Source organism: Pseudomonas sp. GW823-FHT03E05, from assembly GCF_058796855.1.
The window spans coordinates 116642-140700 of record NZ_JBXAJB010000002.1 but is presented as its reverse complement, the minus strand read 5'-3'; the positions used below and the strand labels follow the sequence as shown (position 1 = coordinate 140700).

Below are 24059 nucleotides of genomic sequence, written 5' to 3'. Positions count from 1 at the left end.
GCCCCACTCTCACGCTGGAGACGCTGATGAATTTTGAATTGCAATCGACAAGCCAATGGGTGGCCGGCAGCACCCAGACGCTGCTGTTGTCCTCCGGGGTGTCGGTCCCCGTGCGCCTGAGTCAGGCGCCCCTGTCGGAGGCGGTCGACGCGGTATTGCTGCGCGGGCCGGAAGACCTGGCGGTGCTGGAGCGGTTGCCGGAATTTCCCGCGCTGCATCGGCTGTTGGAAGGCCATGACGAGGCGGCCCGCCTGGCCGAGCACAAGCGCGGCCTGCTGGCCGCGATGAGCAGGGGTATCCACGTATTCGGCGCCCACAGGATCGGCCAGTCGGTCGTCAACGACGCGCGACGCGTGGGGATTACCGTGGCTGGCCTGCTGGACAACGATCCGGCGAAGGCCGGACAACACCTGGACGGCATCGAAGTGTTCCACCCGACGGCCATTGACCTGTCCGACGCGGTGGTGGTGGTTGCCAGCGGCCGCTACAGCAACGACATCATCCGGCAAATCAAGGATCGTTGCGCTCGGGTGGTGAACTTCCATGAGTTCCTGTACGCGACGGACTCGGCGCATGGCCCGGAATCCACGTTCGCCAACCTGCCCCATGACACCCTGGCTGGCCCCTTGCGCTACCTGTCGGCCTTCCTGCGCCTGGGCGATGAGCAATCCAGGCAGGCATTCAATGGGCTGATCGAGATGCGTATGTCGCTGTCGATCGAGCCGGCCGATGCCCACAAGTCTCCTTTCGCCGACGAGTACTTCGACAGCGCCTTTGTCAGTGCCGAGCAAGCGCGTCACTTTGTCGACGCCGGTGCCTTCAATGGCGACACCCTGGCGTCGCTGGAGCGGCATTTCGGTCCGGTTGAACGCGCTTACCTGTTCGAACCGGAGATGGCTCCCTACTACGCGGCTCTGAAGCGCTTTTCGGATCGGCCTCACGTGCTGCTGTTCAACATGGGCCTGGACAGTGACTACAGCCGTTTCGAGTACGATCCGGTGCTGTCGTGCAACCTGGCGGGCGAAGTGACCGGGCCGATTCCCGGCAACATAACGTCTTACATCCAGGGCGTGCCGCTGGAGCAACTGGTGCCTGGCAAGGTCGGGCTGTTCAAGCTGGACATCGAGGGCATGGAAGAGAGGGCGCTGTTTGGCGCTACGGCGGTTATTCGGCGTGAAAAGCCGGTATTGGCCGTCTGTGCCTATCACCGGGCAGACGACTTCTGGAAGTTGATCGATACGGTGACGGCGATTAGGCCGGATTATCGCGTAGGCATTCGGCACTACGCAGATATTCTTCACGACATCACCCTGTACTTCTATTGATGTAGTGGAGCGCCCGGATCCGTTCGGGCGTTGCGTTTTTTGAAGATGGTTTTTTCGCAATATCCAGCATCGGGTGTGTCCATGATTCGTTCGTTATATGCTCCACGGCCAAATCCTTATTATCTTCTTGCGCCGGACTACCGACGAAATTCTGCGGGTATCCGGGTCATGCACATGCTCTGCGATGTGTTGAATCGATCCGGGTATGAAGCGTATATCGGGGCGAACGTTCTGAATCCGGAACTGATGACGCCGCCGCTGACGAATCAAGTGATTGCCTTGCATAAACAACAGGGTCTGGAGCCGATCGTCGTTTACCCGGAAGTCACCAGTGGCAATCCGCTAGGTGGTGACGTCGTGGTCCGGTATCTATTGAATACGCCCGGGTTCCTCGCCGGAGGCAAGAATTACGGTGAAGACGACATCATGTTCGCCTTCACCAAGGGGTTGTTGTTACCGGGCATGCCTGAAGAGCATGTGATGTTTCTTCAGCCCATCGACCTGAATGTCTTCACGTTGCCTGAGGATCCGGCCCGGCGCATACCGGGCAAAATCTGCTACTACCAGGGGCGCGCGGGATCGGGGATCGATAAAGACAGCCTGCCCGCCGACGCGGTGGAAATTACCGGCAGTTACCCGGATACCTGGGAAGGGCTGGTGGAGATCTTCCAGACCAGCGAATTCTTTTATTCCTCGGCGACGACGGCCCTTTCGGCGGAGGCCGCGCTCTGTGGGTGTATAGGCGTGGTCATTCCGGGTAAAGGTGCACCGTTGAATTTCTCCTCCGAAGAGACCGGAAATTACGGTGTGGCCTGGGGAACCTCGCCCCAGGAAATCGAGCGGGCGCGGCAAACGTTGCCCTTGTTGAGGGAAAGCCTGGAGAAGCAGGAAGTCGCTTTCTGGCAGGCGCTCGATCTGTTTATCGAGACGACGCAGAACGCCGCTTCGACCTCCAGAAAGGCCAAGCTTGAACGGAGTGTTGCCAAGCGACTCGAAGCGCGAGACCAGACGGCCCGGCAACTGCAGGCGGACTCTGCTGTTGCGCAGGGCCATGTCCCGAACATCGGTGTGGTCGTTCTCGATCTTCAGGGCCATAACGATTTGCTAGCCCGAACGCTGAACAGTTTGGCGGCCTGCGCGGGCGGGGCGGTTTCGACCGTTCCGCTGATCGTGTCCAACGTCACCCCCGGACGTTCGGGGGCTCATGGCCTCAAGCCAGGCGACAATTGCGTAGAGGCGATTAACCAGATCGTCCGTGAAAGCGCGTGCGATTGGTTGGTCGTGGTTCGCGCGGGAGAGGAGTTCACTGCTGCCGGCCTGTTGATGACCTCGTTGCAGTTGGCGCAAATGGGTGAATACCGGGCTGTTTACGCGGATGAGGTCGTTCGGGTCGGCCACAACAGCTTCGAAGCGGCACTTCGGCCTGATTTCAACCTGGATCTCTTGCTCAGCTACCCCGCAGGTTTTTCCCGGCATTGGCTATTGCGGCGTGATACGTGGCAAGAGATGGGAGGTTTTGCCGATGATTGTCAGGAAGCTTTCGAGCTTCAGTTCATTTTGCGCCTGATCGAATCCGGGGGTGTTGAGGGGCTAGGGCATATCAGTGAGCCGTTGTTGATCAGCGACGCTGTGCCTCTACAGGATATGGCCGAGGAGCGCAGGGTCATCGTGCAACACCTGCAGCAGCGCGGCTATGAGCATGCTCAAGTGAATGCCTCTCAGCCTGGCCGTTACCAGATTGATTACGGCCATGCGCAAACGCCGCGCGTCAGCATTGTGATTCTGCTCGACGGCCAGCTCCCGCAGGCGCAACTGTGCATGGACAGCCTGTTGGAAAATACGACGTACAGTCATTTCGAAGTATTGCTGCTGGACCGCGGCAACCAAGATTCGGCGATGGTGGATTGGCTGTCCGGGATCGAGCAGTTGGGCGTTGCCCAGTTGCAGGTATTGAGGTACGAGGCTCAAGCGTCGCCGATTGCGATTCGTAATCATGCGTGCAACCAAGCCAGTGGCGATTACCTGTTGTTCCTCGACTCCACCATCGGCGTGGTCGGCAAGGACTGGCTGCAGCAATTGCTCAACCACGCCATGCGCCCTGAAGTTGGGTGCGTGGGGGGCAAGCTGCTTGGCGGCGATGGCAGGATCCGTCATGCCGGTTTGTTGCTGGGGTTGGGCGCGGCGGTAGGCGACCCCTTCCTGAATGCGCCCGATGAGCCTGGTTACATGCAGCGATTGCAGGTCGATCAAGATTGTTCCGCTGTGGCTGAGCAGTGCTTGATGGTGCGTCGAGAACTGTTCGTTGCAGCAGGCGGCTTCGATGAGACGATGTCATCCTGGGCGTCCACGGACCTTTGCCTGAAGCTTTCTCAAGCCGGCTATATGAACGTCTGGACGCCGAGGGTCAGGTTGTTTATCGGCGATACGCAGGCGTCCCCGGCGGGCGCCGACCAGGACGACCTGATGTACCAGCGCTGGCTGGCGGTCCTGGCTCAGGATCCGGCCTACAACAAGAACCTGTCCCTGGCCACCGGCGGCGCTTTCAAGCTTGCTGATAACGCATGGGCGTTGCCGCTTTCGATCGCTGGTGTCTCTGCGCCCAAAATCCTGGCGCATCCTGCGAGAAGCGCCGTCGACGGACAGTCGAGGCTTATTCAGCCGTTCACTGCCTTGCGTAACGAGGGGTTGATCGACGGCGCTGTTGTTCGCGACTTGATGTCGGTAGCCGAGTTGGCCCGGTTCGCCCCGGACAGCGTTGTGCTGCAACGGCACGTTGATGGCATGCAGATAGAGGCCATGCGCCGGATGAAGGCTTTCTCCCGGGCTTTCAAGGTTTATGAGCTGGATCGTTATCTGCCCGATACGCCCATGCCGGGGTTCAATAGGGAAAACCATGGTCTGCAGGTACTGGATGCCTTGCGACAGGGGCTGGGTTTCATGGATCGCCTAGTGGTTTCCTCCGACATGCTTGCCGATGTTTTCGAGGGCTTCAATCCCGATGTGCAGATCCTCAAGACTCGCCTTGATCCGCACCCCTGGATTGGCTTGAGCAGCAAACGCCGGGCTGGCGACAAGCCGCGTGTAGGCCTGTCGGCACGCGGAGCCCGGCCAGATGACCTTGAGCTGATTGCCGATGTCATAAAAGCCTTGGCCAATGACGTTCATTGGGTGCTGATCGGCCATTGTCCGACTCATCTGCGTGCTTTTGTCCATGAGGTCCATACGGACGTAGACGCGGGATATGCGGCGAGGCTGGCTTCGTTGAATCTCGATTTTGCCCTGGCGCCCCTGCAAAACACCTTGTTGAACCGTTGCCGCAGTCACGAGCGGTTGTTGGAGTTCGGTGCATTGGGCATCCCGGTGATCGGCAGCGATCTCGAGCCGCATCGCGGCGATTTGCCGGTGACCCTGGTCAAGGATGGGGTGGCGCCCTGGATGGACGCGATTCGCTCCCATATGGTGGATCTGGATGCGGCGCAACGCTTGGGCGACACGCTGCAACAGTGCGTTCGCAGTCAATGGCTGCTCGACGGCTTGCACCTGAAAGCCTGGCGCGATATCTGGCTGCCGGCTTGATTCGCGCCCTCTGCGTAAACCTATTGCAGGCTGTTGCGACGTAACAGCCTGGCGGACCTATCTCCTTTAATACGATGCCCGCGTTCAGGCTGGCAGGGGTGTACAAAGCATGAAGGTAACGTTGGATTCCCAGGTGGTGCTGCGTGATCTGCAGCGGATCAGCAAACACCTGGATGCCTGTCGAGAGTTGCGCGGCAAGCATTTGCTGATTACCGGGAGCACGGGTTTTTTTGGTAAATGGCTGCTGGCGCTGATTGCCTTTTTGAACAGGGAAGGCGCGGCCATCGAGGTCACTGCGGTGTCCCGATCGCCTGAGCGTTTTCTCGGAGAGCATCCGCAATACCATCAGTGTGGCTGGATAACCTGGTTGAAAGGTGACGTTCAGGCGTTGCCTCGGGTGCCTGAACTGCGACCGGTCGACTTGGTCATTCATGCTGCCACCGATACCTTGGCGGGCGCTCATGCCGACCCTTTGCGCATCTTCGATACGATTTTGCAGGGGGCGCGCAACGTACTTGATCTGGCCGTGAGGGCGGGGGCCAAGCGCGTTCTGTTCACCGGAACGGGAGCACAGTACGGCGCTATCAGTTCTTCGCTACCTGTTCCAGAAACCCATATGTCTGCATGCAACAGTCTTCTGGCCAGCAGCGCTTATGCCGAAGCCAAGCGGGCTCAGGAAACGTTGGCGGCGCTGTACGCGGATCGGCATGGGTTGGAGTGCATCCTGACACGCTGCTTTGCCTTCTCGGGACCAGGGCTTCCTCTGGATGCACATTTTGCAATCGGCAACTTCATCAGGGACGCCATCGGTCAGGAAGCGCTGGTGATGCAGTCGACTGGCCTGTCTGTGCGCAGCTATCTGCACGGTGCCGATCTGGCGGCGTGGCTGTTGACGCTGCTGGTGCGAGGGCAGAGCGGACATGCCTACAACGTGGGGTCTGACCAGGGCCTCAGCATCGCCGAACTGGCCCACAGAGTTGTGGCTCGGGTAGCACCGCAAACCCCCATCATCATGCCGAAGGCAGGGGAAGGTAGTTCTGTGGCTTCTTACTACGTGCCCGATATCCAGAAGGCGCGAGCATTGGGTCTGGATGTCTGGACCTCGCTGGATGAGTCTATCGATAGCATGGTGGACTGGAACCTCGACCGCCCGCTGAGCTCTTGAGCTGTACCGATCACCCGGTCACGACAGCAGATCAGGAGGGCGCTTCTAAAAGCGGTTGTGCCCTGCAAGATCAAATCCGGCGCGACGAAATCTTGACTGGTACGGGCTTTTTGAAAGGGTGCGCTATCCGGCTGCCAGACTGAGCCGGAGGCGCAGCCTGTATGAAAAATCGTATTCGTGGGCTTAACGGCGTGACGCATAGGTCATAAAGTGCATCTTCACTGTATTGTGTTCTTGAGTTCGGGCGATAAGTCCGCACCGGAAATCAACTATTTTGATGCGCCCTGAGCTTTTCGGGGTGAACCTAGTCGCAGTTTATGATCGGGAAGCCATGATGATTGGCATAAAAAGCATAGCGAGTTACGTGCCGACTGCCGGTGTGGATAACTACGCTCAGGGTGCCAAATTCGCCAAGGATGAAGAGTTCATCCTTGGCAAGATCGGTTCGGCATTCCTGCCGCGCAAAGAGGCTGCGCAGGAAACCTCTGATCTTTGTGTGGAGGCGGTGAATGCCTTGTTCGCCAATAATCCGCAGCTCCAGCGTGATTCTATCGATGCGCTGATTGTCGTGACCCAGAACGGTGATGAAGAAGGCTTGCCCCACACTGCTGCCATTGTTCAGGACAAGCTGGGCCTGCCGACCCATGTGGCCGCTTTCGATATTTCCCTGGGCTGTTCCGGGTACGTTTACGGCTTGTACGCCATGAAAGGCTTCATGGAGGCTGCGGGCCTGAAAAACGGCCTGCTGGTGACCGCCGACCCCTACTCTAAGATTGTCGATCCCGAAGACCGCAACACCACCATGCTGTTCGGCGATGCGGCCACCGTCACTTGGATGGCCGACGGCGCGCCCTGGCAGTTGGGCAAGGCCAAGTTCGGCACCGACGGTTCCGGGGCGCCACACCTGAAGGTCAGCGACGGGGTGTTCTTCATGAATGGCCGGCAGGTCTTCAACTTCGCCTTGCTGAAGGTGCCGGCGCACCTGCATGAGCTGCTGGAAGAGTCGGGTCTGGAGGAAAGCCAGATCGACGCGTTCTGCATCCACCAGGGCAGCGCGGCGATTGTCGACGCGGTGGCCCGGCGCTTCGAGGGCGAGACGGAGAAGTTCATCAAGGATATGGTCGAGACCGGCAATACCGTGTCTTCGAGCATTCCGCTGCTGCTGGAGCGGCATGTCCTGCCTTCCACCTGGAAGCGTGTGGCCCTTAGCGGCTTTGGTGTCGGTTTGTCCTGGGGCTCGGCGATCATCCATCGCGAATGACGTTTCACGCTTATGTAGAAGCGCTGCCGGTCATGCCGGCGGCGTTTTTTTTGTCCCGGTTTTTGGGTGGCGGTTTTTCTGGCGCCATTTTTATCGCCTTTTGTTGGTTAAACCCTTGTTTTATTAGGGGTGGCCGTCTGCTAGTAAATATTTTTAAAAAAAACCTCAAGCAACCTGCTACGGCGACGATAACTATTACGAAGGTTCTCTAGGCCACACCCGGCGGTTGCCAGGGCCGGAAGCCGCAGTACCCAACCAACGAGGAATTCGTCATGGCTTTAACCGTAAATACTAACGTCACATCGTTGAGCGTTCAGAAAAACCTGAACAAGGCTTCCGACGCTCTGTCGACTTCGATGACTCGCCTGTCTTCCGGCCTGAAAATCAACAGCGCAAAAGACGACGCCGCCGGCCTGCAGATCGCTACCCGCATGACTTCGCAGATCCGTGGTCAGACCATGGCGATCAAGAACGCCAACGATGGTATCTCCATCGCCCAGACCGCTGAAGGCGCGATGCAGGAACAAACCAACATTCTGCAGCGTATGCGTGAACTGGCCGTTCAGTCGCGAAACGACAGCAACAGCTCCGACGACCGTGATGCTCTGAACAAAGAGTTCTCGCAGATGAGTGCTGAGCTGACCCGTATTTCGGGCAGCACCAACTTGAACGGCAAGAACCTGCTCGACGGTACTGCCAGCACCATGACCTTCCAGGTCGGCTCCAACACTGGCAGCACCAACCAGATCACTCTGACTCTGAGCGCCAGCTTCGACGCCGACACCCTGGGTGTTGGCTCGGCAATCACCATCGCCGGTTCCGACAGCGCCGTTGCTGAAACCAACTTCTCGGCCGCTGTTACTGCAATCGACGGCGCTCTGAAGACCATCAACGCCAGCCGTGCTGACCTCGGTGCTGCACAAAACCGTCTGACCAGCACCATCTCCAACCTGCAGAACATCAACGAAAACGCCAGTGCTGCACTGGGTCGTGTACAAGATACCGACTTCGCTGCTGAAACTGCTCAGTTGACCAAGCAACAGACTCTGCAACAAGCTTCCACCGCAGTTCTGGCTCAGGCCAACCAACTGCCATCCGCTGTACTGAAGCTGCTTCAGTAATAGCTGGTGATTTTTTGGCGGGGGAGTGCGCTTGTCGTGCTCTCTCGCTTTTTCCATTCAAGAGGTGATGGACATGGATATGAGCGTTAAGCTGAACTTGTCTTATCCAGCTGCCAAGCTATCGGCGCCAGTCGCTGAGCCTGCAGCGGAGAAGCCTCGAGCCGATGCTGCGTTGAAGGTGGCGGCAGCGGACAAGGATGAGCAAACTAAAGACGCGACCAGCGAGCAGGACAAGCTTAAGATGGCCGTTCAGGAAATTGAAAAGTTTGTGCAGTCGGTCAAGCGTAACCTGGAGTTCTCGATTGATGAACCCTCAGGCAAAGTAGTCGTCAAAGTCATTGCCAGTGACTCCGGTGAGGTGATCCGTCAGATCCCCAACGAAGAAGTCCTCAAGCTGGCTAATAGTTTGAATGATGCAAGCAGTCTGCTGTTCAGTGCTAAGGTCTGACAGCTGGCACGAATTTTGTTGCTATGTTCTTTTGGGCGTTGTAGTGGTCAAAAGACCGGCGAGACACTAAAGGGAGTTCTACATGGCGAGTCCAATTCTACCGGGTACAGGTCTGGGGTCCGGCCTGGACACCGGTTCTATCGTCAAGGCATTGGTCAACGCTGATAAAGCGGCCAAGCAGGGACAGATTGACCGTGGAACCACGGCTAACACCGCGTCGATCTCTGCTATCGGTTCCCTGAAATCGCTGCTGGCGACCTTTCAGTCGACCATGAAGACATTGGCCGATCCGGAGCAGCCGCAGTTCACCGGTTTTTCTGCGACTACGTCCGACCCCAAGACCTTGGCTGTTACGGCCAATAACTCGGCGGTCAACGGCGTTTATAATATTGAAGTCACTCAAATTGCGACTGGTTCCAAGGTCGCCACTTCAGCGTTTTCCGGCGGTTCCTCGGCAGTTGTACCAGCGGGGGTGTTGAATATTGCCCAGGGTACCAAGAGTTACAATCTTGATGTGCCTGCCGGTTCGACCCTGGATTCTGTTGCCAAAGCCCTGAACAGCAAGTATCAGTTCAGCGGCTTCAGTGCCAACGTGGTAACCGATAGCTTCGGTTCCCGTCTGGTGGTGAGTTCCTCCAACACGGGTGCTGGCTCGGATATCACCCTTAGCGGAATTCCTGGGCTGGAGGCTGATGGTACGAAACTGATGCCCAAGGGCACGGTAGATGATCCGATCACCGCTAGTTCTTCCGGGGTTGTAGGTGGTTTCGCCCAAGACGCGAAATTCACTGTGGATGGTATGGCAATCACCAGCTCCACCAACAAGTTGGATAAGACTGTCTCTGGTCTGTCTATGGTCTTGGTTGCGCCAGGTAAATCCCAGGTTCTGGTGGCTCCGAACAATGATGGCCTGAAGGCGTCTATCCAGAAGTTCGTGGATGCTTACAACGCGGTCTCCACAGCTATTACTTCCTACACCAAGCCGTCTCTGGATGATGATGGCAAGCCAACTGTTGCTGCTGCTCTGACCGGTGATGCCATGCCGCGTTCGATTCTGGCGGCGATGCGTGGCCCATTGGCTGAGAGCGGTAATGGAGATCGCCTGACTGTTCTGTCGCAGCTGGGTATCACTACGGATCAGAAAACTGGCAACTTGAACTTCAACTCCGTCAAGTTCGATCAGGCGATGAACGACAAGAAGCTGGGTGGCGAGGTGCAGAACCTCTTCACGGGTGATAACGGCCTTCTGGAGCGGATGACCAAGGCGATCACTCCTTACACTCAGACTGGGGGTATTCTCGATACCCGTAACGATGCATTGGCTCGTACCAAGACCAAGCTGAGCAATGATCAACTGGCCTTGGATCGTCGGGTGGAGTCTCTGACTGCTGTGCTCACCAAAAAATACAACGACATGGATACTCTGGTGGGCAAGCTGAAGGCTACCGCTAGTAATATCACCTCAATGTTCGAAGCGATGAACGCACAGCAAAAAGGCTGATATTCACTCAGCGCCAAAAGCCCGGCAGCGTTTTTCAGCGCTCCGGGCTTTTGTATTTGGCCTAAAGTTTTTTGACGTTGCGTCGATATATTGCTTATACGAACCCTTGAGTTTTGAAGAGGTATTACATGAATCCGATGTTAGCCCTTCGGCAGTACCAGAAGATCGGTGCGCAGGCGCAGACCTCCGAAGCCAGTCCCCACCGTCTGGTGCAGATGCTGATGGAAGGCGGTCTGGATCGTATTGCACAGGCCAAGGGGGCGATCGAGCGCAAGGATATCGCCAACAAGGGTGTGTTCATCAGTAAGGCAATAGGCATCATTGGCGGTTTGCGTGAGGGCCTGGACCTGGAAAAATCCCTGGATACCCTGGGGGATCTTGACGGTCTGTACACCTACATGATGAAGCGTCTGGCTGAAGCCAATATCAAGACCGACCCGAAGATTCTCGATGAGGTCGCCGATCTGCTGCGCACGGTCAAAGAGGGCTGGGATGCCATCGCCGCACCGGGTCCGCAGTTTTAAGGAGAAACACCATGAGTGCTGTCCTGCAACGCATTGAAGAAACCCGTGAGGCGCTGGTCGGCGCCCTGGCCGAGCGCAACTGGCAAGCCATTGGCGAGCTGGACCTGGCGTGCCGTTCATGCATGGAGGACGTGCTCAGCGAGGCTGAGGTCGACGAGGCGGCACTGCGCGACAATCTGGAGGAGTTGTTGGGGGTCTACCGGCAACTGCTTGAGGTGGCAACAGGGGAGCGCCAGGCGATAGTCGACGAGATGTCGCAGATCCAGCAAGCACAGAACGCGGCAAAGGTTTACCATTTGTTCGGTTGATGTTGAGTTAATCCCGAACACTGCGCGCCATAAATTTGACTGTGCACGCTTTTTTGACTTAACTAGTGGCTGTTTTCAGATTTCAGGCGTCTATAAGGCAGAAAATGCCTACAAGCGCGTCTAGCTTGCCCCTTATCTGGGCATTGAGTTGACTAGGGAAGTTGCTATTGCATGTGGCGTGAAACCAAAATTCTGCTGATCGATGACGATAGCGTGCGCCGCCGCGACCTGGCGGTGATTTTAAATTTTCTTGGCGAAGAAAATTTACCCTGCGGTAGCCATGACTGGCAGCAGGCTGTCGGCTCTTTGTCGTCAAGTCGCGAAGTAATTTGCGTCCTCATCGGGACCGTAAATGCTCCTGGTGCACTTCTGGGCCTGTTAAAGACACTCTCAACCTGGGATGAGTTCCTTCCAGTGCTGTTGATGGGCGAAAATTCTTCCATTGATCTGCCTGAAGACCAGCGTCGCCGTGTGCTTTCCACCCTGGAAATGCCTCCCAGCTACAGCAAATTGCTGGACTCCCTGCACCGGGCCCAGGTCTATCGTGAAATGTACGATCAGGCCCGTGAGCGCGGTCGTCACCGTGAACCCAATCTTTTCCGCAGCCTGGTAGGCACCAGTCGCGCCATCCAGCATGTGCGGCAGATGATGCAGCAGGTGGCGGATACCGACGCCAGCGTGCTGATCCTTGGCGAGTCGGGAACAGGCAAGGAAGTGGTAGCGCGCAACCTGCACTATCACTCCAAGCGGCGCGACGCGCCTTTCGTGCCGGTCAATTGCGGCGCCATTCCGGCAGAGCTGCTGGAAAGTGAGCTGTTTGGCCATGAAAAGGGCGCGTTCACCGGTGCTATCACCAGTCGTGCCGGACGTTTCGAGCTGGCTAATGGCGGCACCCTGTTCCTCGACGAAATCGGCGATATGCCGCTGCCGATGCAGGTCAAGTTGTTGCGGGTGCTGCAGGAGCGCACGTTCGAGCGCGTGGGCAGCAACAAGACCCAGGGTGTTGATGTGCGAATCATCGCTGCCACCCATAAGAACCTGGAAAGCATGATCGAGGTAGGCAGCTTCCGTGAGGATCTGTACTACCGCCTCAACGTGTTCCCCATTGAAATGGCGCCGCTGCGTGAGCGAGTGGAAGACATTCCGCTGCTGATGAATGAGCTGATTTCGCGAATGGAGCACGAGAAGCGCGGTTCTATCCGCTTCAACTCTGCCGCCATCATGTCGCTGTGCCGGCATGGCTGGCCGGGTAACGTTCGTGAGTTGGCCAACCTGGTGGAACGCATGGCGATCATGCATCCCTATGGTGTGATTGGCGTCGTCGAGTTGCCGAAGAAGTTCCGCTATGTGGATGACGAAGACGAGCAGTTGGTGGACAGCCTGCGCAGCGATCTGGAAGAGCGCGTAGCGATCAACGGTCACGCGCCAGACTTCGCCGCCACGGCCATGCTGCCGCCGGAAGGCCTGGACCTGAAGGACTACCTCGGCAGCCTGGAGCAAGGGCTGATCCAGCAGGCGCTGGACGACGCCAATGGCATCGTGGCGCGGGCCGCAGAGCGCTTGCGTATCCGTCGCACCACCCTGGTGGAGAAGATGCGCAAGTACGGTATGAGCCGTCGTGAAGGTGATGAACAGGCGGATGATTGACGCCGGTTTTTCAAGTCTTTGAAAACTGGGTGGTTTTTTTTAGGCACGGGTATTGCTAAGTCTCTTGCAACGTTCCGTTTAACTGACGGTCAGCCACGCGAGAGTGCACGATGCCCCAAGCCGCCCAGATGTCTCCTGCCCCTGATGCACAGGGGCAATCGTCGTCCGTAGAGCAGGCAAGCCGGCTAGGTCTTGAGCAGGCCTTCGCCTTGTTCAACCAGATGTCGAGCCAACTTACTGACTCCTACAGCATGCTTGAGGCCCGGGTGACCGAGCTCAAGGGCGAGTTGGCGGTGGTCAGCGCCCAGCGCATGCAGGAGCTGGCGGAAAAGGAGCGTCTGGCCAATCGTCTGCAGAACCTGCTGGACCTGTTGCCGGGCGGGGTCATCGTGATTGATGGTCATGGCATCGTCACCGAGGCCAACCCGGCAGCCTGCGAGCTGCTGGGGCTGCCGCTGGAAGGGCAGTTGTGGCGCAACATCATCGCCCGCAGCTTTGCCCCTCGCGAAGACGATGGCCATGAAATTTCCCTGCGCGACGGTCGACGCCTGTCGATTGCCACGCGCTCGCTGGATGCCGAGCCCGGGCAGTTGGTGCTGCTCAATGACTTGACAGAAACCCGTCATCTGCAAGACCAGTTGGCCCGTCATGAGCGTCTGTCCTCCCTGGGCAAGATGGTTGCCTCCCTGGCTCACCAGATCCGTACGCCGTTGTCGGCGGCCCTGCTGTACGCCAGCCATCTCACTGAGCAGGAACTGCCGGTAGCTACCCATCAGCGCTTTGCCGGGCGGCTCAAGGAGCGTTTGCACGAGCTGGAACATCAAGTGCGCGACATGCTGGTGTTCGCCCGTGGCGAATTGCCCCTGACCGATCGCCTGACGCCCAAGTCGCTGTTGCAGTCGTTGCAGGCCGCGGCCCTGACCCATGTGCAGGACGTTGCCGTGCGCTGGCAGTGCGATAGCCACCACGGTGAGTTGTTGTGCAATCGCGACACTCTGGTGGGCGCCTTGCTCAATCTGATCGAGAACGCGGTGCAGGCCAGTGCCGGCGCGGCGCGACTCAAGGTGCACCTGTACAGCCGCGGCGACACCTTGCGGCTGTGCATCAGTGACAGTGGCAGTGGTATTGACGCCGCGGTCCTGGAGCGCCTGGGAGAGCCGTTCTTCACCACCAAGGCCAATGGAACCGGGCTGGGCCTGACGGTGGTCAAGGCGGTGGCCCGTGCTCATCAGGGAGAATTGTCGCTGCGCTCGCGTCCTGGGCGCGGTACTTGTGCGCTGGTGACACTGCCTCTGTTCTCCAGCGTGCATGGAGTGGAGTGAAGGTAATGGCAATCAAGGTTCTACTGGTTGAAGACGACCGCGCATTGCGCGAGGCCCTGGCGGATACCCTGCTGCTGGCCGGTCATGACTACAAGGCTGTCGGCAGTGCTGAGGAAGCATTGGAAGCGGTGGCCTTCGAGCCCTTCAGCCTGGTGGTCAGCGACGTCAACATGCCGGGCATGGACGGTCATCAATTGCTTGGCCTGCTGCGAGCCCGCCAGCCACAACTGCCGGTGTTGCTGATGACTGCCCATGGCGCCGTCGAGCGTGCCGTGGACGCCATGCGCCAGGGGGCGGCCGATTATCTGGTCAAGCCTTTCGAGCCGCGGGCCCTGCTGGACCTGGTGGCGCGCCATGCCTTGGGCAGCCTGGGTGTTGGCGAGGATGAGGGGCCGGTGGCCTTCGAACCAGCCAGCGCTCAGTTGCTGGAGCTGGCGGCGCGGGTGGCCCGCAGTGACTCCACGGTGCTGATTTCTGGTGAATCCGGCACTGGCAAGGAGGTGCTGGCGCGCTATATCCATCAGCATTCCCATCGAGTCAATCGGCCGTTTATCGCCATCAACTGCGCGGCCATCCCGGACAATATGCTCGAAGCCACTTTGTTCGGGCACGAAAAGGGCTCTTTCACAGGGGCCATCGCTGCCCAGCCCGGCAAGTTCGAGCAGGCCGATGGCGGCACCATCCTGCTGGACGAGATTTCCGAAATGCCTCTGGGCTTGCAGGCCAAGCTGCTGCGGGTGTTGCAGGAACGCGAAGTGGAGCGGGTTGGTGCGCGCAAGCCGATCACCCTGGATATCCGCGTGGTTGCCACCACCAACCGCGATCTGGCGGGGGAGGTGGCGGCCGGCCGTTTCCGCGAGGACTTGTATTACCGTTTGTCGGTATTTCCTCTGGCCTGGAAGCCGTTGCGCGAGCGTACCGCCGATATCCTGCCGCTGGCCGAGCGCCTGCTGGCCAAGCACGTCAAGAAAATGAAGCACGCGGCGGCCAGGCTATCGGCCAAGGCCCAGGAGTGCCTGCTGGCCTATCCATGGCCAGGCAACGTTAGAGAACTGGACAACGCATTGCAGCGCGCATTGATCCTGCAGCAGGGGGGCTTGATCCAGCCGGAAGACTTCTGTCTTGCCGGCCCTGTGGCTTGTGCTCCGCTGCCGGCGCTGGCGCGCGTGGTGCAGATGGCAGCGCGTGGCACGGCTGCCGAGGTGGAGGTGCCGGCTCAAGAATCCGGCGGCCTGGGCGATGACCTGCGGCGCCGGGAGTTTCAGATGATCATCGATACCCTGCGCTCCGAGCGCGGGCGACGCAAGGAGGCCGCGGAACGCCTGGGTATCAGCCCGCGGACCTTGCGCTACAAGTTGGCGCAGATGCGCGATGCTGGAATGGACGTCGAGGCCTATCTGTTCGCGACCTGATCTGTGAGAGGCAAGCCCGGGATGGGCTTTTGTCGATAAGGGCCATGGAGCTGGCACCCTTGTTGCTAACACCTCACTAACCGCTGAGTGAGCGTCAAAAAATTGCGGGTCGTCAGAGAGAGTAGACCATGAGCCAAGGTGTTGAATTTAATCGGTTGATGCTGGATATGCGTGCCATGCAGATGGACGCAATGTCGCAGCCTAAATCCGCCGCGGTGGCAGAAGTCAGCGGCAGCAGCTTTGCTGACATGCTTGGCCAGGCCGTGAACAAGGTCAATGACACTCAGCAGGCGTCCAATCAGCTGTCCAGTGCCTTTGAAATTGGCAAGAGCGGTGTCGACCTGACGGACGTGATGATTTCCTCGCAAAAGGCCAGCGTGTCTTTTCAAGCCTTGACCCAGGTTCGCAACAAGCTGGTTCAAGCGTATCAAGACATCATGCAGATGCCGGTTTAAGGACGAGATTGAGTCATGGCAGAAGCAGTCGCCGATAACGTACCGGCCAAGGCCGCCCCGATCGACGGTAAACCGCCGCTGTTCGGTTTGTCCTTCCTGGAAAACCTGTCCCAGATGACCATGCTGCGTCAGGTCGGCCTGTTGGTGGGCCTGGCCGCCAGCGTGGCGATTGGTTTTGCCGTGGTGCTGTGGTCCCAGCAACCCGATTACCGGCCGCTGTACGGCAGCCTGGCGGGTATGGACGCCAAGCAGGTCATGGATACCCTGGCCTCTGCCGACATTCCTTACACCGTAGAGCCCAATTCCGGCGCCTTGCTGGTCAAGGCCGATGACCTGTCCCGAGCCCGCCTGAAGCTGGCCGCGGCTGGCGTAGCGCCGGGTGACGGCAACGTCGGTTTCGAGATCCTCGATAAAGAGCAGGGCCTGGGTACCAGTCAGTTCATGGAGGCGACCCGTTACCGTCGCGGCCTGGAGGGCGAGCTGGCTCGCACCATCTCCAGCCTGAACAACGTCAAGGGCGCCCGGGTACACCTGGCGATTCCCAAAAGCTCGGTGTTCGTGCGTGATGAACGCAAGCCCAGCGCCTCGGTCCTGGTAGAACTCTACTCCGGCCGTTCCCTGGAGCCCGGCCAGGTCATGGCCATCGTCAACCTGGTGGCGACCAGTGTTCCGGAGCTGAACAAGTCCCAGGTCACCGTGGTCGATCAGAAGGGCAACCTGTTGTCCGATCAGGCGGAAAACTCCGCACTGACCATGGCTGGCAAGCAGTTCGACTACAGCCGCCGCCTGGAAGGCATGCTGACCCAGCGGGTGCACAACATCCTGCAACCGGTGCTGGGCAACGATCGCTACAAGGCTGAAGTCTCGGCGGACGTCGACTTCAGTGCCGTGGAATCCACCTCCGAACAGTTCAACCCCGACCAGCCGGCCCTGCGCAGCGAGCAGTCGGTGAATGAGCAGCGCTCCAGCAGCAACGGCCCGCAAGGCGTGCCGGGTGCTCTGAGCAACCAGCCGCCAGCGCCGGCCTCTGCACCACAAACCACCGGTGGCGCCACTGCCGCCGCCGGCATGGTGCAACCGGGCCAGCCACTGCTGGACGCCAACGGCCAACAGATCATGGACCCGGCCACCGGCCAGCCGATGCTGGCGCCGTACCCGTCGGACAAGCGTCAACAATCCACCAAGAACTTCGAGCTCGATCGCTCCATCAGCCATACCAAGCAGCAGCAGGGTCGCCTGAATCGTCTGTCGGTAGCGGTAGTGGTGGACGACCAGGTGAAGGTCAACCCGGCCAATGGCGAAACCAGCCGAGCGCCGTGGAGCGCCGACGAATTGGCGCGTTTCACCCGTCTGGTGCAGGACGCCGTGGGCTTCGATGCCAGCCGTGGCGACAGCGTCAGCGTGATCAACGTGCCGTTCTCCGCCGAACGCGGGGAAGTGATCGCCGATATTCCGTTCTACTCGCAGCCCTGGTTCTGGGACATCGTCAAGCAAGTGCTCGGCGTGCTGTTCATCCTGGTGCTGGTGTTCGGCGTGTTGCGTCCGGTGCTCAACAACATCACTGGCGGCGGCAAGAACAAAGAACTGGCAGGCCTGGGCAGTGACGTCGAGCTGGGCGGCATGGGCGGCCTGGACGGTGAGTTGGGCAACGACCGCGTGAGCCTCGGCGGCCCGCAGAGCATTCTGCTGCCGAGCCCGAGCGAGGGTTATGACGCTCAGTTGAACGCAATCAAGAGTCTGGTGGCTGAAGACCCGGGTCGAGTGGCTCAGGTCGTGAAAGAGTGGATTAACGCAGATGAGTGATAACCGAGCCGCTACCGCCAAACTGACCCGGGTCGACAAAGCCGCGATTCTGCTGCTGTCCCTGGGTTCTACCGATGCTGCGCAAGTGTTGCGCCACATGGGCCCCAAAGAGGTCCAGCGGGTGGGCGTGGCCATGGCGCAGATGGGTAACGTGCACCGTGAGCAGGTCGAACAGGTGATGAGCGAGTTCGTCGATATTGTCGGCGACCAGACCAGCCTCGGCGTCGGCTCCGATGACTACGTGCGCAAGATGCTCACCCAGGCCCTGGGCGAAGACAAGGCCAACGGCCTGATCGACCGCATTCTGCTGGGCGGCAACACCAGCGGCCTGGACAGCTTGAAGTGGATGGAGCCGCGGGCCGTTGCCGACGTGATCCGCTACGAGCACCCGCAGATCCAGGCCATCGTGGTGGCCTACCTCGATCCTGACCAGGCCGGCGAAGTGCTCGGCAACTTCGACCACAAGGCGCGCCTGGACATCATCTTGCGGGTTTCCTCGCTCAACACCGTGCAACCCGCGGCGCTCAAGGAACTCAACCAGATTCTCGAGAAGCAGTTCTCCGGCAACTCCAACGCATCGCGGACCACCCTGGGTGGTATCAAGCGTGCAGCCGACATCATGAACTTCCTCGACAGCTCGATCGAAGGCCAACTGATGGATTCGATCCGCGAAGTGGACGAAGACCTGTCGGGCCAGATCGAAGACCTGATGTTCGTCTTCAACAACCTCGCCGATGTCGACGATCGCGGCATCCAGGCGCTGCTGCGCGAAGTCTCTTCCGATGTGCTGGTGCTGGCTCTCAAGGGCTCGGACGAAGGGGTCAAGGAAAAGATCTTCAAGAACATGTCCAAGCGTGCGGCGGAACTGCTGCGCGACGACCTGGAAGCCAAGGGCCCGGTTCGCGTCAGCGATGTGGAAACCGCGCAGAAGGAAATCCTCACCATTGCCCGCCGTATGGCCGAAGCCGGAGAAATCGTTCTCGGCGGGAAGGGCGGCGAAGAAATGATCTAAGGTCGCTTTATGTCGTCCAGCAGTGATGAGTCCCAAAGCGAGCTGATTCGCGCCCGGGACGTCGAGGGTTTTGACGTCTGGGCGCTGCCCAGTTTCGATCCCGAGCCGCCCGAGCCTGAGCCCGAGCCGGAAGAGGTGCAGGAGGAGATCGAGGAAGTGCCGCTGGAGGAAGTCCAGCCGCTGACCCTTGAAGAGCTCGAGAGCATCCGCCAGGAAGCCTATAACGAAGGGTTCGCCACCGGCGAGAAAGAGGGCTTTCACAGCACCACCCTCAAAGTGCGCCAGGAAGCCGAAGTGGCACTGAGCGCCAAGTTGCAGGCGCTCGAGCAACTGATGGCCAACCTGTTCGAGCCCATTGCCGAGCAGGACACCCAGATTGAAAAGACCCTGGTGGAGCTGGTGCGGCATATCACCCGCCAGGTGATCCAGCGCGAGCTGGCGATGGACTCCACGCAGATCGAACATGTCATGCGCGAAGCGCTCAAGCTGCTGCCCCTGGGCGTCGGTAATGTGCGCCTGTACGTCAATCCGCAGGATTTCGAGCAGGTCAAAAGCCTGCGCGAGCGCCATGAGGAAAGCTGGCGCATCGTCGAGGACGAAGCGCTGCTGCCCGGCGGTTGCCGGGTCGAGACCGAGTACAGCCGTATCGACGCCAGCATGGAAACCCGGATCGCCCAGGCCATGGACCAGCTGTCCGACCAGTTGCACGAACAATCGCTGCATCCGGCAGCGGCGGACCTTGGCCTGGACCTGGGGCCGTTGACGCCGTCGGCGCCGCAGAGCGACATCGCCGACCCCGCTATGGACCCTGACGCCGCCGCACACGAGCCAGCGGACCCTAGCAATGCGCCTTGAACGCACCAGCTTCGGCAAGCGCCTGGAGGGCTATGCCGAGGCCATCAGCCTGCCGGGCCAGCCGATCCTTGAGGGCCGCCTGCTGCGCATGGTCGGCCTGACACTGGAAGCCGAAGGCTTGCGCGCGGCCATGGGCACCCGGTGCATGGTGATCAACGATGACAGCTACCACCCGGTCAAGGTCGAAGCCGAGGTCATGGGGTTCTCCGGGAGCAAGGTATTCCTGATGCCAGTGGGCAGCGTGGCCGGGATTGCTCCGGGCGCGCGCGTGGTGCCCCTGGCCGACACCGGCCGTTTGCCCATGGGCATGAGTATGCTCGGGCGTGTGCTGGACGGCGCCGGTAGGGCGCTGGATGGCAAGGGTGCGATGCGTGCCGAAGACTGGGTGCCGATGGACGGCCCCACCATCAACCCGCTCAAGCGCGACCCCATCAGCCAGCCGCTGGATGTGGGTATTCGCAGCATCAACGGTTTATTGACGGTAGGTCGCGGTCAGCGTCTCGGCCTGTTCGCCGGTACCGGCGTGGGCAAGAGTGTGCTGCTGGGCATGATGACCCGCTTCACCGAGGCCGACATCATTGTGGTCGGGCTGATCGGCGAGCGGGGACGTGAGGTCAAGGAGTTCATCGAGCACATCCTGGGTGAGGAAGGCCTCAAGCGTTCGGTGGTGGTGGCCTCGCCAGCGGATGATGCTCCGCTGATGCGTCTGCGGGCGGCGATGTACTGCACGCGGATCGCCGAATATTTTCGCGACAAGGGCAAGAACGTCCTGTTGCTGATGGATTCCCTGACACGTTTCGCCCAGGCCCAGCGGGAAATCGCCCTGGCCATCGGCGAGCCGCCGGCCACCAAGGGTTATCCGCCTTCGGTGTTCGCCAAGCTGCCCAAACTGGTGGAGCGTGCCGGCAATGCCGAGGCCGGCGGCGGTTCGATCACCGCCTTCTACACGGTCTTGTCCGAAGGCGACGACCAGCAGGACCCGATCGCCGACTCGGCGCGGGGCGTGCTCGACGGGCATATCGTGCTGTCCAGGCGCCTGGCGGAAGAGGGGCACTACCCGGCCATCGACATCGAGGCCTCCATCAGTCGGGTCATGCCGGCGGTGATCAGCCCTGACAACATGGCGCGGGCGCAGTACTTCAAACAGCTGTGGTCGCGTTACCAGCAGGCCCGGGACCTGATCAGCGTCGGTGCCTATGTGGCCGGCGGCGACCGGGATACCGATACGGCCATTTCCCTGCATCCGGCCATGGTTGCGTACCTGCGCCAGGGGCTCAATGACAACATCAGCCTGGGCCATAGCCAGACCCACCTGGAAATGCTTTTCGCTCCGGCAGCGGGCGGGTAACCGGCCATGGCTGATAGCCGTGCCGCGCGCCTGGCGCCGGTGGTGGACATGGCAGAGAGTGCCGAGCGCACGGCCGCCCAGCGCCTGGAGTACTTTCACGGCCAGGTGCGTGTGGCCGAGAGCAAGCTGGGGGACCTGGAGCGTTTTCGTGGCGACTACCAGGAACAGTGGGTCGAGCGCGGCAAGTTGGGGGTCAGTGGCCACTGGCTGATGAACTACCAGTACTTTCTCAGCCAGCTGGATACCGCCGTCGGTCAGCAGCGACAGAGCCTGGCCTGGCACCAGAACAACCTCGATCGCGCCCGGGAAGCCTGGCAGCAGGCCTATGCCCGGGTCGAGGGGCTGCGCAAGCTGGTGCAGCGCTATATCGACGAGGCGCGGGCGCTTGAGGACAAGCGTGAGCAGAAGTTGCTGGATGAACTTTCCCAGCGCTTGCCTCGTCAGAGCCCATACTGATAGTGCTCATTTGCCTCACGCAGGTTGTCCCCCCGGCGAGTGGGTGCTAAACCTTTTAAACGTCGTCAATGACAAGGAAGCAGTCACATGTCGGTCGTTACAGAAATATCCCCGGACGGGCAAAAACTCACGATCTCCATCAGAGGCCGTTTCGATTTCGGACGCCACCAGGAGTTTCGCGAATCCTACGAGCGACTCAACCGGACACCGGAGTCCATCGTGGTGGACCTCAAGGAAGCCACCTATCTCGACAGTTCGGCCCTGGGCATGCTGCTGTTGCTGCGTGACCACGCCGGCGGCGACAACGCCGATGTCCGGGTAATCAACAGCAACTCGGATGTGCGCAAGATCCTCGCCATCTCCAACTTCGACAAGCTTTTCGACATCAGTTGACCGGTATGCGGTCGATGCTAGAGCCCCTGTGTGTGCTGATCGCCGAAGATGGCGCAGCGGACCGCATGCTGCTGTCCAGCATCATCCGGCGCCAGGGGCATCAGGTGCTGGCGGCAAGCAACGGCGCCGAGGCGGTGCAGCTGTTTCAGCAACAGCGCCCGCACATCGTGCTGATGGATGCATTGATGCCGGTGATGGACGGTTTCGAGGCTGCCCGGCAGATCAAGGCCCTGGCTGGCGAGACCCTGGTGCCGATCATCTTTCTCACCTCCTTGAGCGGCGGCGAGGCCCTGGCCCGCTGCCTGGAAGCGGGTGGCGACGACTTTCTGGCCAAGCCTTACAACCCGGTGGTGCTGGGTGCCAAGATCAACGCCATGGACCGCCTGCGCCGTCTGCAAGAGACCGTGCTGCACCAGCGTGACCAGATCACTCGCCACCACGACTACCTGCTCAACGAGCAGCGGGTGGCCAAGGCGGTGTTCGACAAGGTCGCCCATGCCGGCTGCCTGGATGCGCCGAATATCCGTTACCTGCAATCGCCCTATGCCCTGTTCAACGGCGACCTGTTGTTGGCGGCCTACACCCCGGCCGGAGACATGCACGTACTGCTGGGGGATTTCACCGGCCATGGGCTGCCTGCGGCGGTAGGCGCCATGCCGCTGGCGGAGGTGTTCTACGGCATGACCGCCAAGGGCTACGGCCTGCCGGAAACCCTGCGGGAGATGAATGCCAAGCTCAAGCGCATCCTGCCCGTGGACATGTTCTGCTGTGCCACCCTGCTGTGCCTGAGTTCCCAGCGGCGGGCGGTGGAGGTGTGGAACGGCGGCATGCCCGAAGGGTATCTGTATCGGCACGCCAGCGGCGCACGCACGCCGCTGGTGGCTCGCCACTTGCCCCTGGGTGTGTTGAGCGCCGAGGCCTTCGAGGACAGCACCGAAGTGTTTTCCATGGCGCCGGGAGACCGCGTCTTCCTATTGTCGGATGGGGTGATCGATACCTGTAATACCGAGGAGCAACTGTTTGGCGTCGAGCGATTGCACCAGGTGTTTGCCGCCAATCGCCAGGAAGATCAGCTGTTCGAAGAGATCCGGCAGGCCCTGGAGCGCTTTGGCGGCAGTGCCCGGGATGATGTGAGCATGGTCGAGGTGGGGTTGCCGGAGTTTCCCCGGTTGGCGCCGCCGGCTCTGGTGTACTCCGACAGTGGCCAGTCCTGCCCGCTGGACTGGTCGGTGAGTTTCGAGTTTCGGGCTGCCACCCTCAAGCGTTTCAATCCCTTGCCCTATCTGCTGCAACTGTTGCTTGAGGTGCATGGCCTGCGTTCCCAGAGCGGGGCGCTGTACAGCGTTTTGGCAGAGCTCTACTCCAATGCCCTGGAACATGGCGTGCTCAAGCTCGACTCGCGGCTCAAGCGCGATGCCGAGGGGTTCACCCGCTATTACCGCGAACGCTCGACCCGGCTTGCGCAGTTGCAGGAGGGCTTTGTCCGGGTGCATCTGCAAGTGCAGCCCCTGGAAGCGGGAGGGCGCCTGGTGGTACGCGTCGAGGACAGTGGCGAGGGCTTCGATGTGGCTGCGGTCCTGGCGCGGCCCAATGATATGGAGCGTCTGTCGGGGCGTGGCGTCAGTCTGATCCGGCAGATGAGCCAGCAGGCCGTGTGGGCGGATGATGGGCGCAGTGTCTGCGTGGAGTTTTCTTGGGAGGCTCTGGCATAATTCCCGGGTTCTTGATCAAGGAGTGAACAAGTGGCTGAGATTCATCTGGACCACACGGTGCTCAATGCTTTGCAAGAGGTCATGGAGGATGAATATCCCGTCCTGCTGGATACCTTCGTCTGCGATTCCGAGGAGCGTGTGCGGTTGCTGCATAAGTCCGAGGATACGATTTTGCTGGTAGCCACCGCTCACAGCCTCAAGGGCAGCAGCAGCAACATGGGCGCCACCCGCCTGGCCGAACTCTGTCATCAGCTGGAACTGCGGGCCGGGCAGTCGGCCGCGGATGGCATTCGACAATTGGTGGGGGAGATCGACGGCGAGTTCGCTATCGTTCGACGCTTGTGCGAGCAGGAGCTGCAGCGCTTTCATTGTTGAGAAACAGCTTTTTATCTGCGGATTGATAAAGCTGGCCCGG

At 60.0% G+C, this 24059-nt stretch carries 21 protein-coding genes; all 21 read left to right on the top strand.

The window, feature by feature from the left end:
* Window positions 1-26 precede the first annotated feature (26 nt).
* A complete protein-coding gene (locus AC1RCO_RS08310; protein WP_492617626.1) occupies window positions 27-1325 on the top strand; it encodes a class I SAM-dependent methyltransferase in 1299 nt (432 codons plus the stop codon).
* A gap of 81 nt (window positions 1326-1406) precedes the next feature.
* Entirely contained in the window at window positions 1407-4901 is a 3495-nt protein-coding gene (locus tag AC1RCO_RS08305) for a glycosyltransferase (protein WP_492617625.1), read from the top strand.
* A gap of 109 nt (window positions 4902-5010) precedes the next feature.
* Window positions 5011-6066 carry an NAD-dependent epimerase/dehydratase family protein gene (locus AC1RCO_RS08300; protein WP_081305185.1) on the top strand — a complete coding sequence of 352 codons (1056 nt, stop codon included), beginning with the start codon at window positions 5011-5013 and terminating at the stop codon, window positions 6064-6066.
* 334 nt (window positions 6067-6400) lie between these two features.
* Entirely contained in the window at window positions 6401-7327 is a 927-nt protein-coding gene (locus tag AC1RCO_RS08295) for a ketoacyl-ACP synthase III (RefSeq protein ID WP_065364690.1), read from the top strand.
* A gap of 272 nt (window positions 7328-7599) precedes the next feature.
* On the top strand, window positions 7600-8448 hold the full coding sequence (locus AC1RCO_RS08290) for a flagellin domain-containing protein (protein WP_065363373.1): 849 nt from the start codon (window positions 7600-7602) through the stop codon (window positions 8446-8448).
* A 73-nt stretch (window positions 8449-8521) separates the two neighbouring features.
* Window positions 8522-8896, top strand: a complete 375-nt coding sequence (locus tag AC1RCO_RS08285) for a flagellar protein FlaG (protein WP_065364691.1) — start codon at window positions 8522-8524, stop codon at window positions 8894-8896.
* Between the two features lie 82 nt (window positions 8897-8978).
* Window positions 8979-10397: a flagellar filament capping protein FliD gene (fliD, locus tag AC1RCO_RS08280; protein WP_065363374.1), complete on the top strand. Its 1419-nt coding sequence runs from the start codon at window positions 8979-8981 to the stop codon at window positions 10395-10397.
* Between the two features lie 128 nt (window positions 10398-10525).
* Complete coding sequence (gene fliS / locus AC1RCO_RS08275) at window positions 10526-10921, top strand: flagellar export chaperone FliS (protein ID WP_065363375.1); 396 nt, start codon at window positions 10526-10528, stop codon at window positions 10919-10921.
* Window positions 10922-10932: 11 nt separating this feature from the next.
* On the top strand, window positions 10933-11229 hold the full coding sequence (gene fliT, locus AC1RCO_RS08270; RefSeq protein WP_011059969.1) for a flagellar protein FliT: 297 nt from the start codon (window positions 10933-10935) through the stop codon (window positions 11227-11229).
* A gap of 171 nt (window positions 11230-11400) precedes the next feature.
* The gene (locus AC1RCO_RS08265) at window positions 11401-12876 is read left to right on the top strand and encodes a sigma-54 dependent transcriptional regulator (RefSeq protein ID WP_011059970.1); all 1476 of its coding nucleotides are present in this window, start codon (window positions 11401-11403) and stop codon (window positions 12874-12876) included.
* Window positions 12877-13004: 128 nt separating this feature from the next.
* Complete coding sequence (locus AC1RCO_RS08260; RefSeq protein ID WP_161467054.1) at window positions 13005-14198, top strand: sensor histidine kinase; 1194 nt, start codon at window positions 13005-13007, stop codon at window positions 14196-14198.
* Between the two features lie 5 nt (window positions 14199-14203).
* Complete coding sequence (locus AC1RCO_RS08255; RefSeq protein ID WP_492617624.1) at window positions 14204-15610, top strand: sigma-54-dependent transcriptional regulator; 1407 nt, start codon at window positions 14204-14206, stop codon at window positions 15608-15610.
* A gap of 128 nt (window positions 15611-15738) precedes the next feature.
* Complete coding sequence (gene fliE, locus AC1RCO_RS08250) at window positions 15739-16065, top strand: flagellar hook-basal body complex protein FliE (RefSeq protein ID WP_011059973.1); 327 nt, start codon at window positions 15739-15741, stop codon at window positions 16063-16065.
* A gap of 15 nt (window positions 16066-16080) precedes the next feature.
* Entirely contained in the window at window positions 16081-17868 is a 1788-nt protein-coding gene (gene fliF, locus AC1RCO_RS08245) for a flagellar basal-body MS-ring/collar protein FliF (RefSeq protein ID WP_011059974.1), read from the top strand.
* The gene (gene fliG / locus AC1RCO_RS08240) at window positions 17861-18880 is read left to right on the top strand and encodes a flagellar motor switch protein FliG (protein WP_011059975.1); all 1020 of its coding nucleotides are present in this window, start codon (window positions 17861-17863) and stop codon (window positions 18878-18880) included. The genes fliF and fliG overlap by 8 nt, the downstream gene beginning before the upstream one ends.
* A 9-nt stretch (window positions 18881-18889) precedes the next feature.
* On the top strand, window positions 18890-19735 hold the full coding sequence (gene fliH, locus AC1RCO_RS08235) for a flagellar assembly protein FliH (protein WP_065363379.1): 846 nt from the start codon (window positions 18890-18892) through the stop codon (window positions 19733-19735).
* On the top strand, window positions 19725-21083 hold the full coding sequence (gene fliI, locus AC1RCO_RS08230) for a flagellar protein export ATPase FliI (protein ID WP_401026421.1): 1359 nt from the start codon (window positions 19725-19727) through the stop codon (window positions 21081-21083). Before fliH ends, fliI begins: the two co-directional genes overlap by 11 nt.
* 6 nt (window positions 21084-21089) lie before the next feature.
* Complete coding sequence (fliJ, locus tag AC1RCO_RS08225; RefSeq protein ID WP_011059978.1) at window positions 21090-21539, top strand: flagellar export protein FliJ; 450 nt, start codon at window positions 21090-21092, stop codon at window positions 21537-21539.
* Window positions 21540-21626: 87 nt separating this feature from the next.
* Window positions 21627-21932, top strand: a complete 306-nt coding sequence (locus AC1RCO_RS08220) for an STAS domain-containing protein (RefSeq protein ID WP_011059979.1) — start codon at window positions 21627-21629, stop codon at window positions 21930-21932.
* Window positions 21933-21937: 5 nt separating this feature from the next.
* A complete protein-coding gene (locus AC1RCO_RS08215; RefSeq protein ID WP_103289648.1) occupies window positions 21938-23644 on the top strand; it encodes a fused response regulator/phosphatase in 1707 nt (568 codons plus the stop codon).
* Between the two features lie 30 nt (window positions 23645-23674).
* Complete coding sequence (locus AC1RCO_RS08210; RefSeq protein WP_011059981.1) at window positions 23675-24019, top strand: Hpt domain-containing protein; 345 nt, start codon at window positions 23675-23677, stop codon at window positions 24017-24019.
* The last annotated feature ends 40 nt before the right edge of the window (window positions 24020-24059 follow it).

Bases quoted from the DNA above. Each gene is read 5' to 3' on its own strand.
- AC1RCO_RS08255 (WP_492617624.1), top strand. From the start codon at position 14,204: ATGGCAATCAAGGTTCTACTGGTTGAAGACGACCGCGCATTGCGCGAG.
- AC1RCO_RS08220 (WP_011059979.1), top strand. From the start codon at position 21,627: ATGTCGGTCGTTACAGAAATATCCCCGGACGGGCAAAAACTCACGATC.
- fliE (WP_011059973.1), top strand. From the start codon at position 15,739: ATGAGCCAAGGTGTTGAATTTAATCGGTTGATGCTGGATATGCGTGCC.
- fliI (WP_401026421.1), top strand. From the start codon at position 19,725: ATGCGCCTTGAACGCACCAGCTTCGGCAAGCGCCTGGAGGGCTATGCC.
- fliS (WP_065363375.1), top strand. From the start codon at position 10,526: ATGAATCCGATGTTAGCCCTTCGGCAGTACCAGAAGATCGGTGCGCAG.
- fliD (WP_065363374.1), top strand. From the start codon at position 8,979: ATGGCGAGTCCAATTCTACCGGGTACAGGTCTGGGGTCCGGCCTGGAC.
- AC1RCO_RS08300 (WP_081305185.1), top strand. From the start codon at position 5,011: ATGAAGGTAACGTTGGATTCCCAGGTGGTGCTGCGTGATCTGCAGCGG.
- AC1RCO_RS08285 (WP_065364691.1), top strand. From the start codon at position 8,522: ATGGATATGAGCGTTAAGCTGAACTTGTCTTATCCAGCTGCCAAGCTA.
- fliG (WP_011059975.1), top strand. From the start codon at position 17,861: ATGAGTGATAACCGAGCCGCTACCGCCAAACTGACCCGGGTCGACAAA.
- AC1RCO_RS08295 (WP_065364690.1), top strand. From the start codon at position 6,401: ATGATTGGCATAAAAAGCATAGCGAGTTACGTGCCGACTGCCGGTGTG.
- AC1RCO_RS08215 (WP_103289648.1), top strand. From the start codon at position 21,938: ATGCGGTCGATGCTAGAGCCCCTGTGTGTGCTGATCGCCGAAGATGGC.
- fliJ (WP_011059978.1), top strand. From the start codon at position 21,090: ATGGCTGATAGCCGTGCCGCGCGCCTGGCGCCGGTGGTGGACATGGCA.
- fliT (WP_011059969.1), top strand. From the start codon at position 10,933: ATGAGTGCTGTCCTGCAACGCATTGAAGAAACCCGTGAGGCGCTGGTC.
- AC1RCO_RS08260 (WP_161467054.1), top strand. From the start codon at position 13,005: ATGTCTCCTGCCCCTGATGCACAGGGGCAATCGTCGTCCGTAGAGCAG.
- AC1RCO_RS08310 (WP_492617626.1), top strand. From the start codon at position 27: ATGAATTTTGAATTGCAATCGACAAGCCAATGGGTGGCCGGCAGCACC.
- AC1RCO_RS08265 (WP_011059970.1), top strand. From the start codon at position 11,401: ATGTGGCGTGAAACCAAAATTCTGCTGATCGATGACGATAGCGTGCGC.
- AC1RCO_RS08290 (WP_065363373.1), top strand. From the start codon at position 7,600: ATGGCTTTAACCGTAAATACTAACGTCACATCGTTGAGCGTTCAGAAA.
- fliH (WP_065363379.1), top strand. From the start codon at position 18,890: ATGTCGTCCAGCAGTGATGAGTCCCAAAGCGAGCTGATTCGCGCCCGG.
- fliF (WP_011059974.1), top strand. From the start codon at position 16,081: ATGGCAGAAGCAGTCGCCGATAACGTACCGGCCAAGGCCGCCCCGATC.
- AC1RCO_RS08305 (WP_492617625.1), top strand. From the start codon at position 1,407: ATGATTCGTTCGTTATATGCTCCACGGCCAAATCCTTATTATCTTCTT.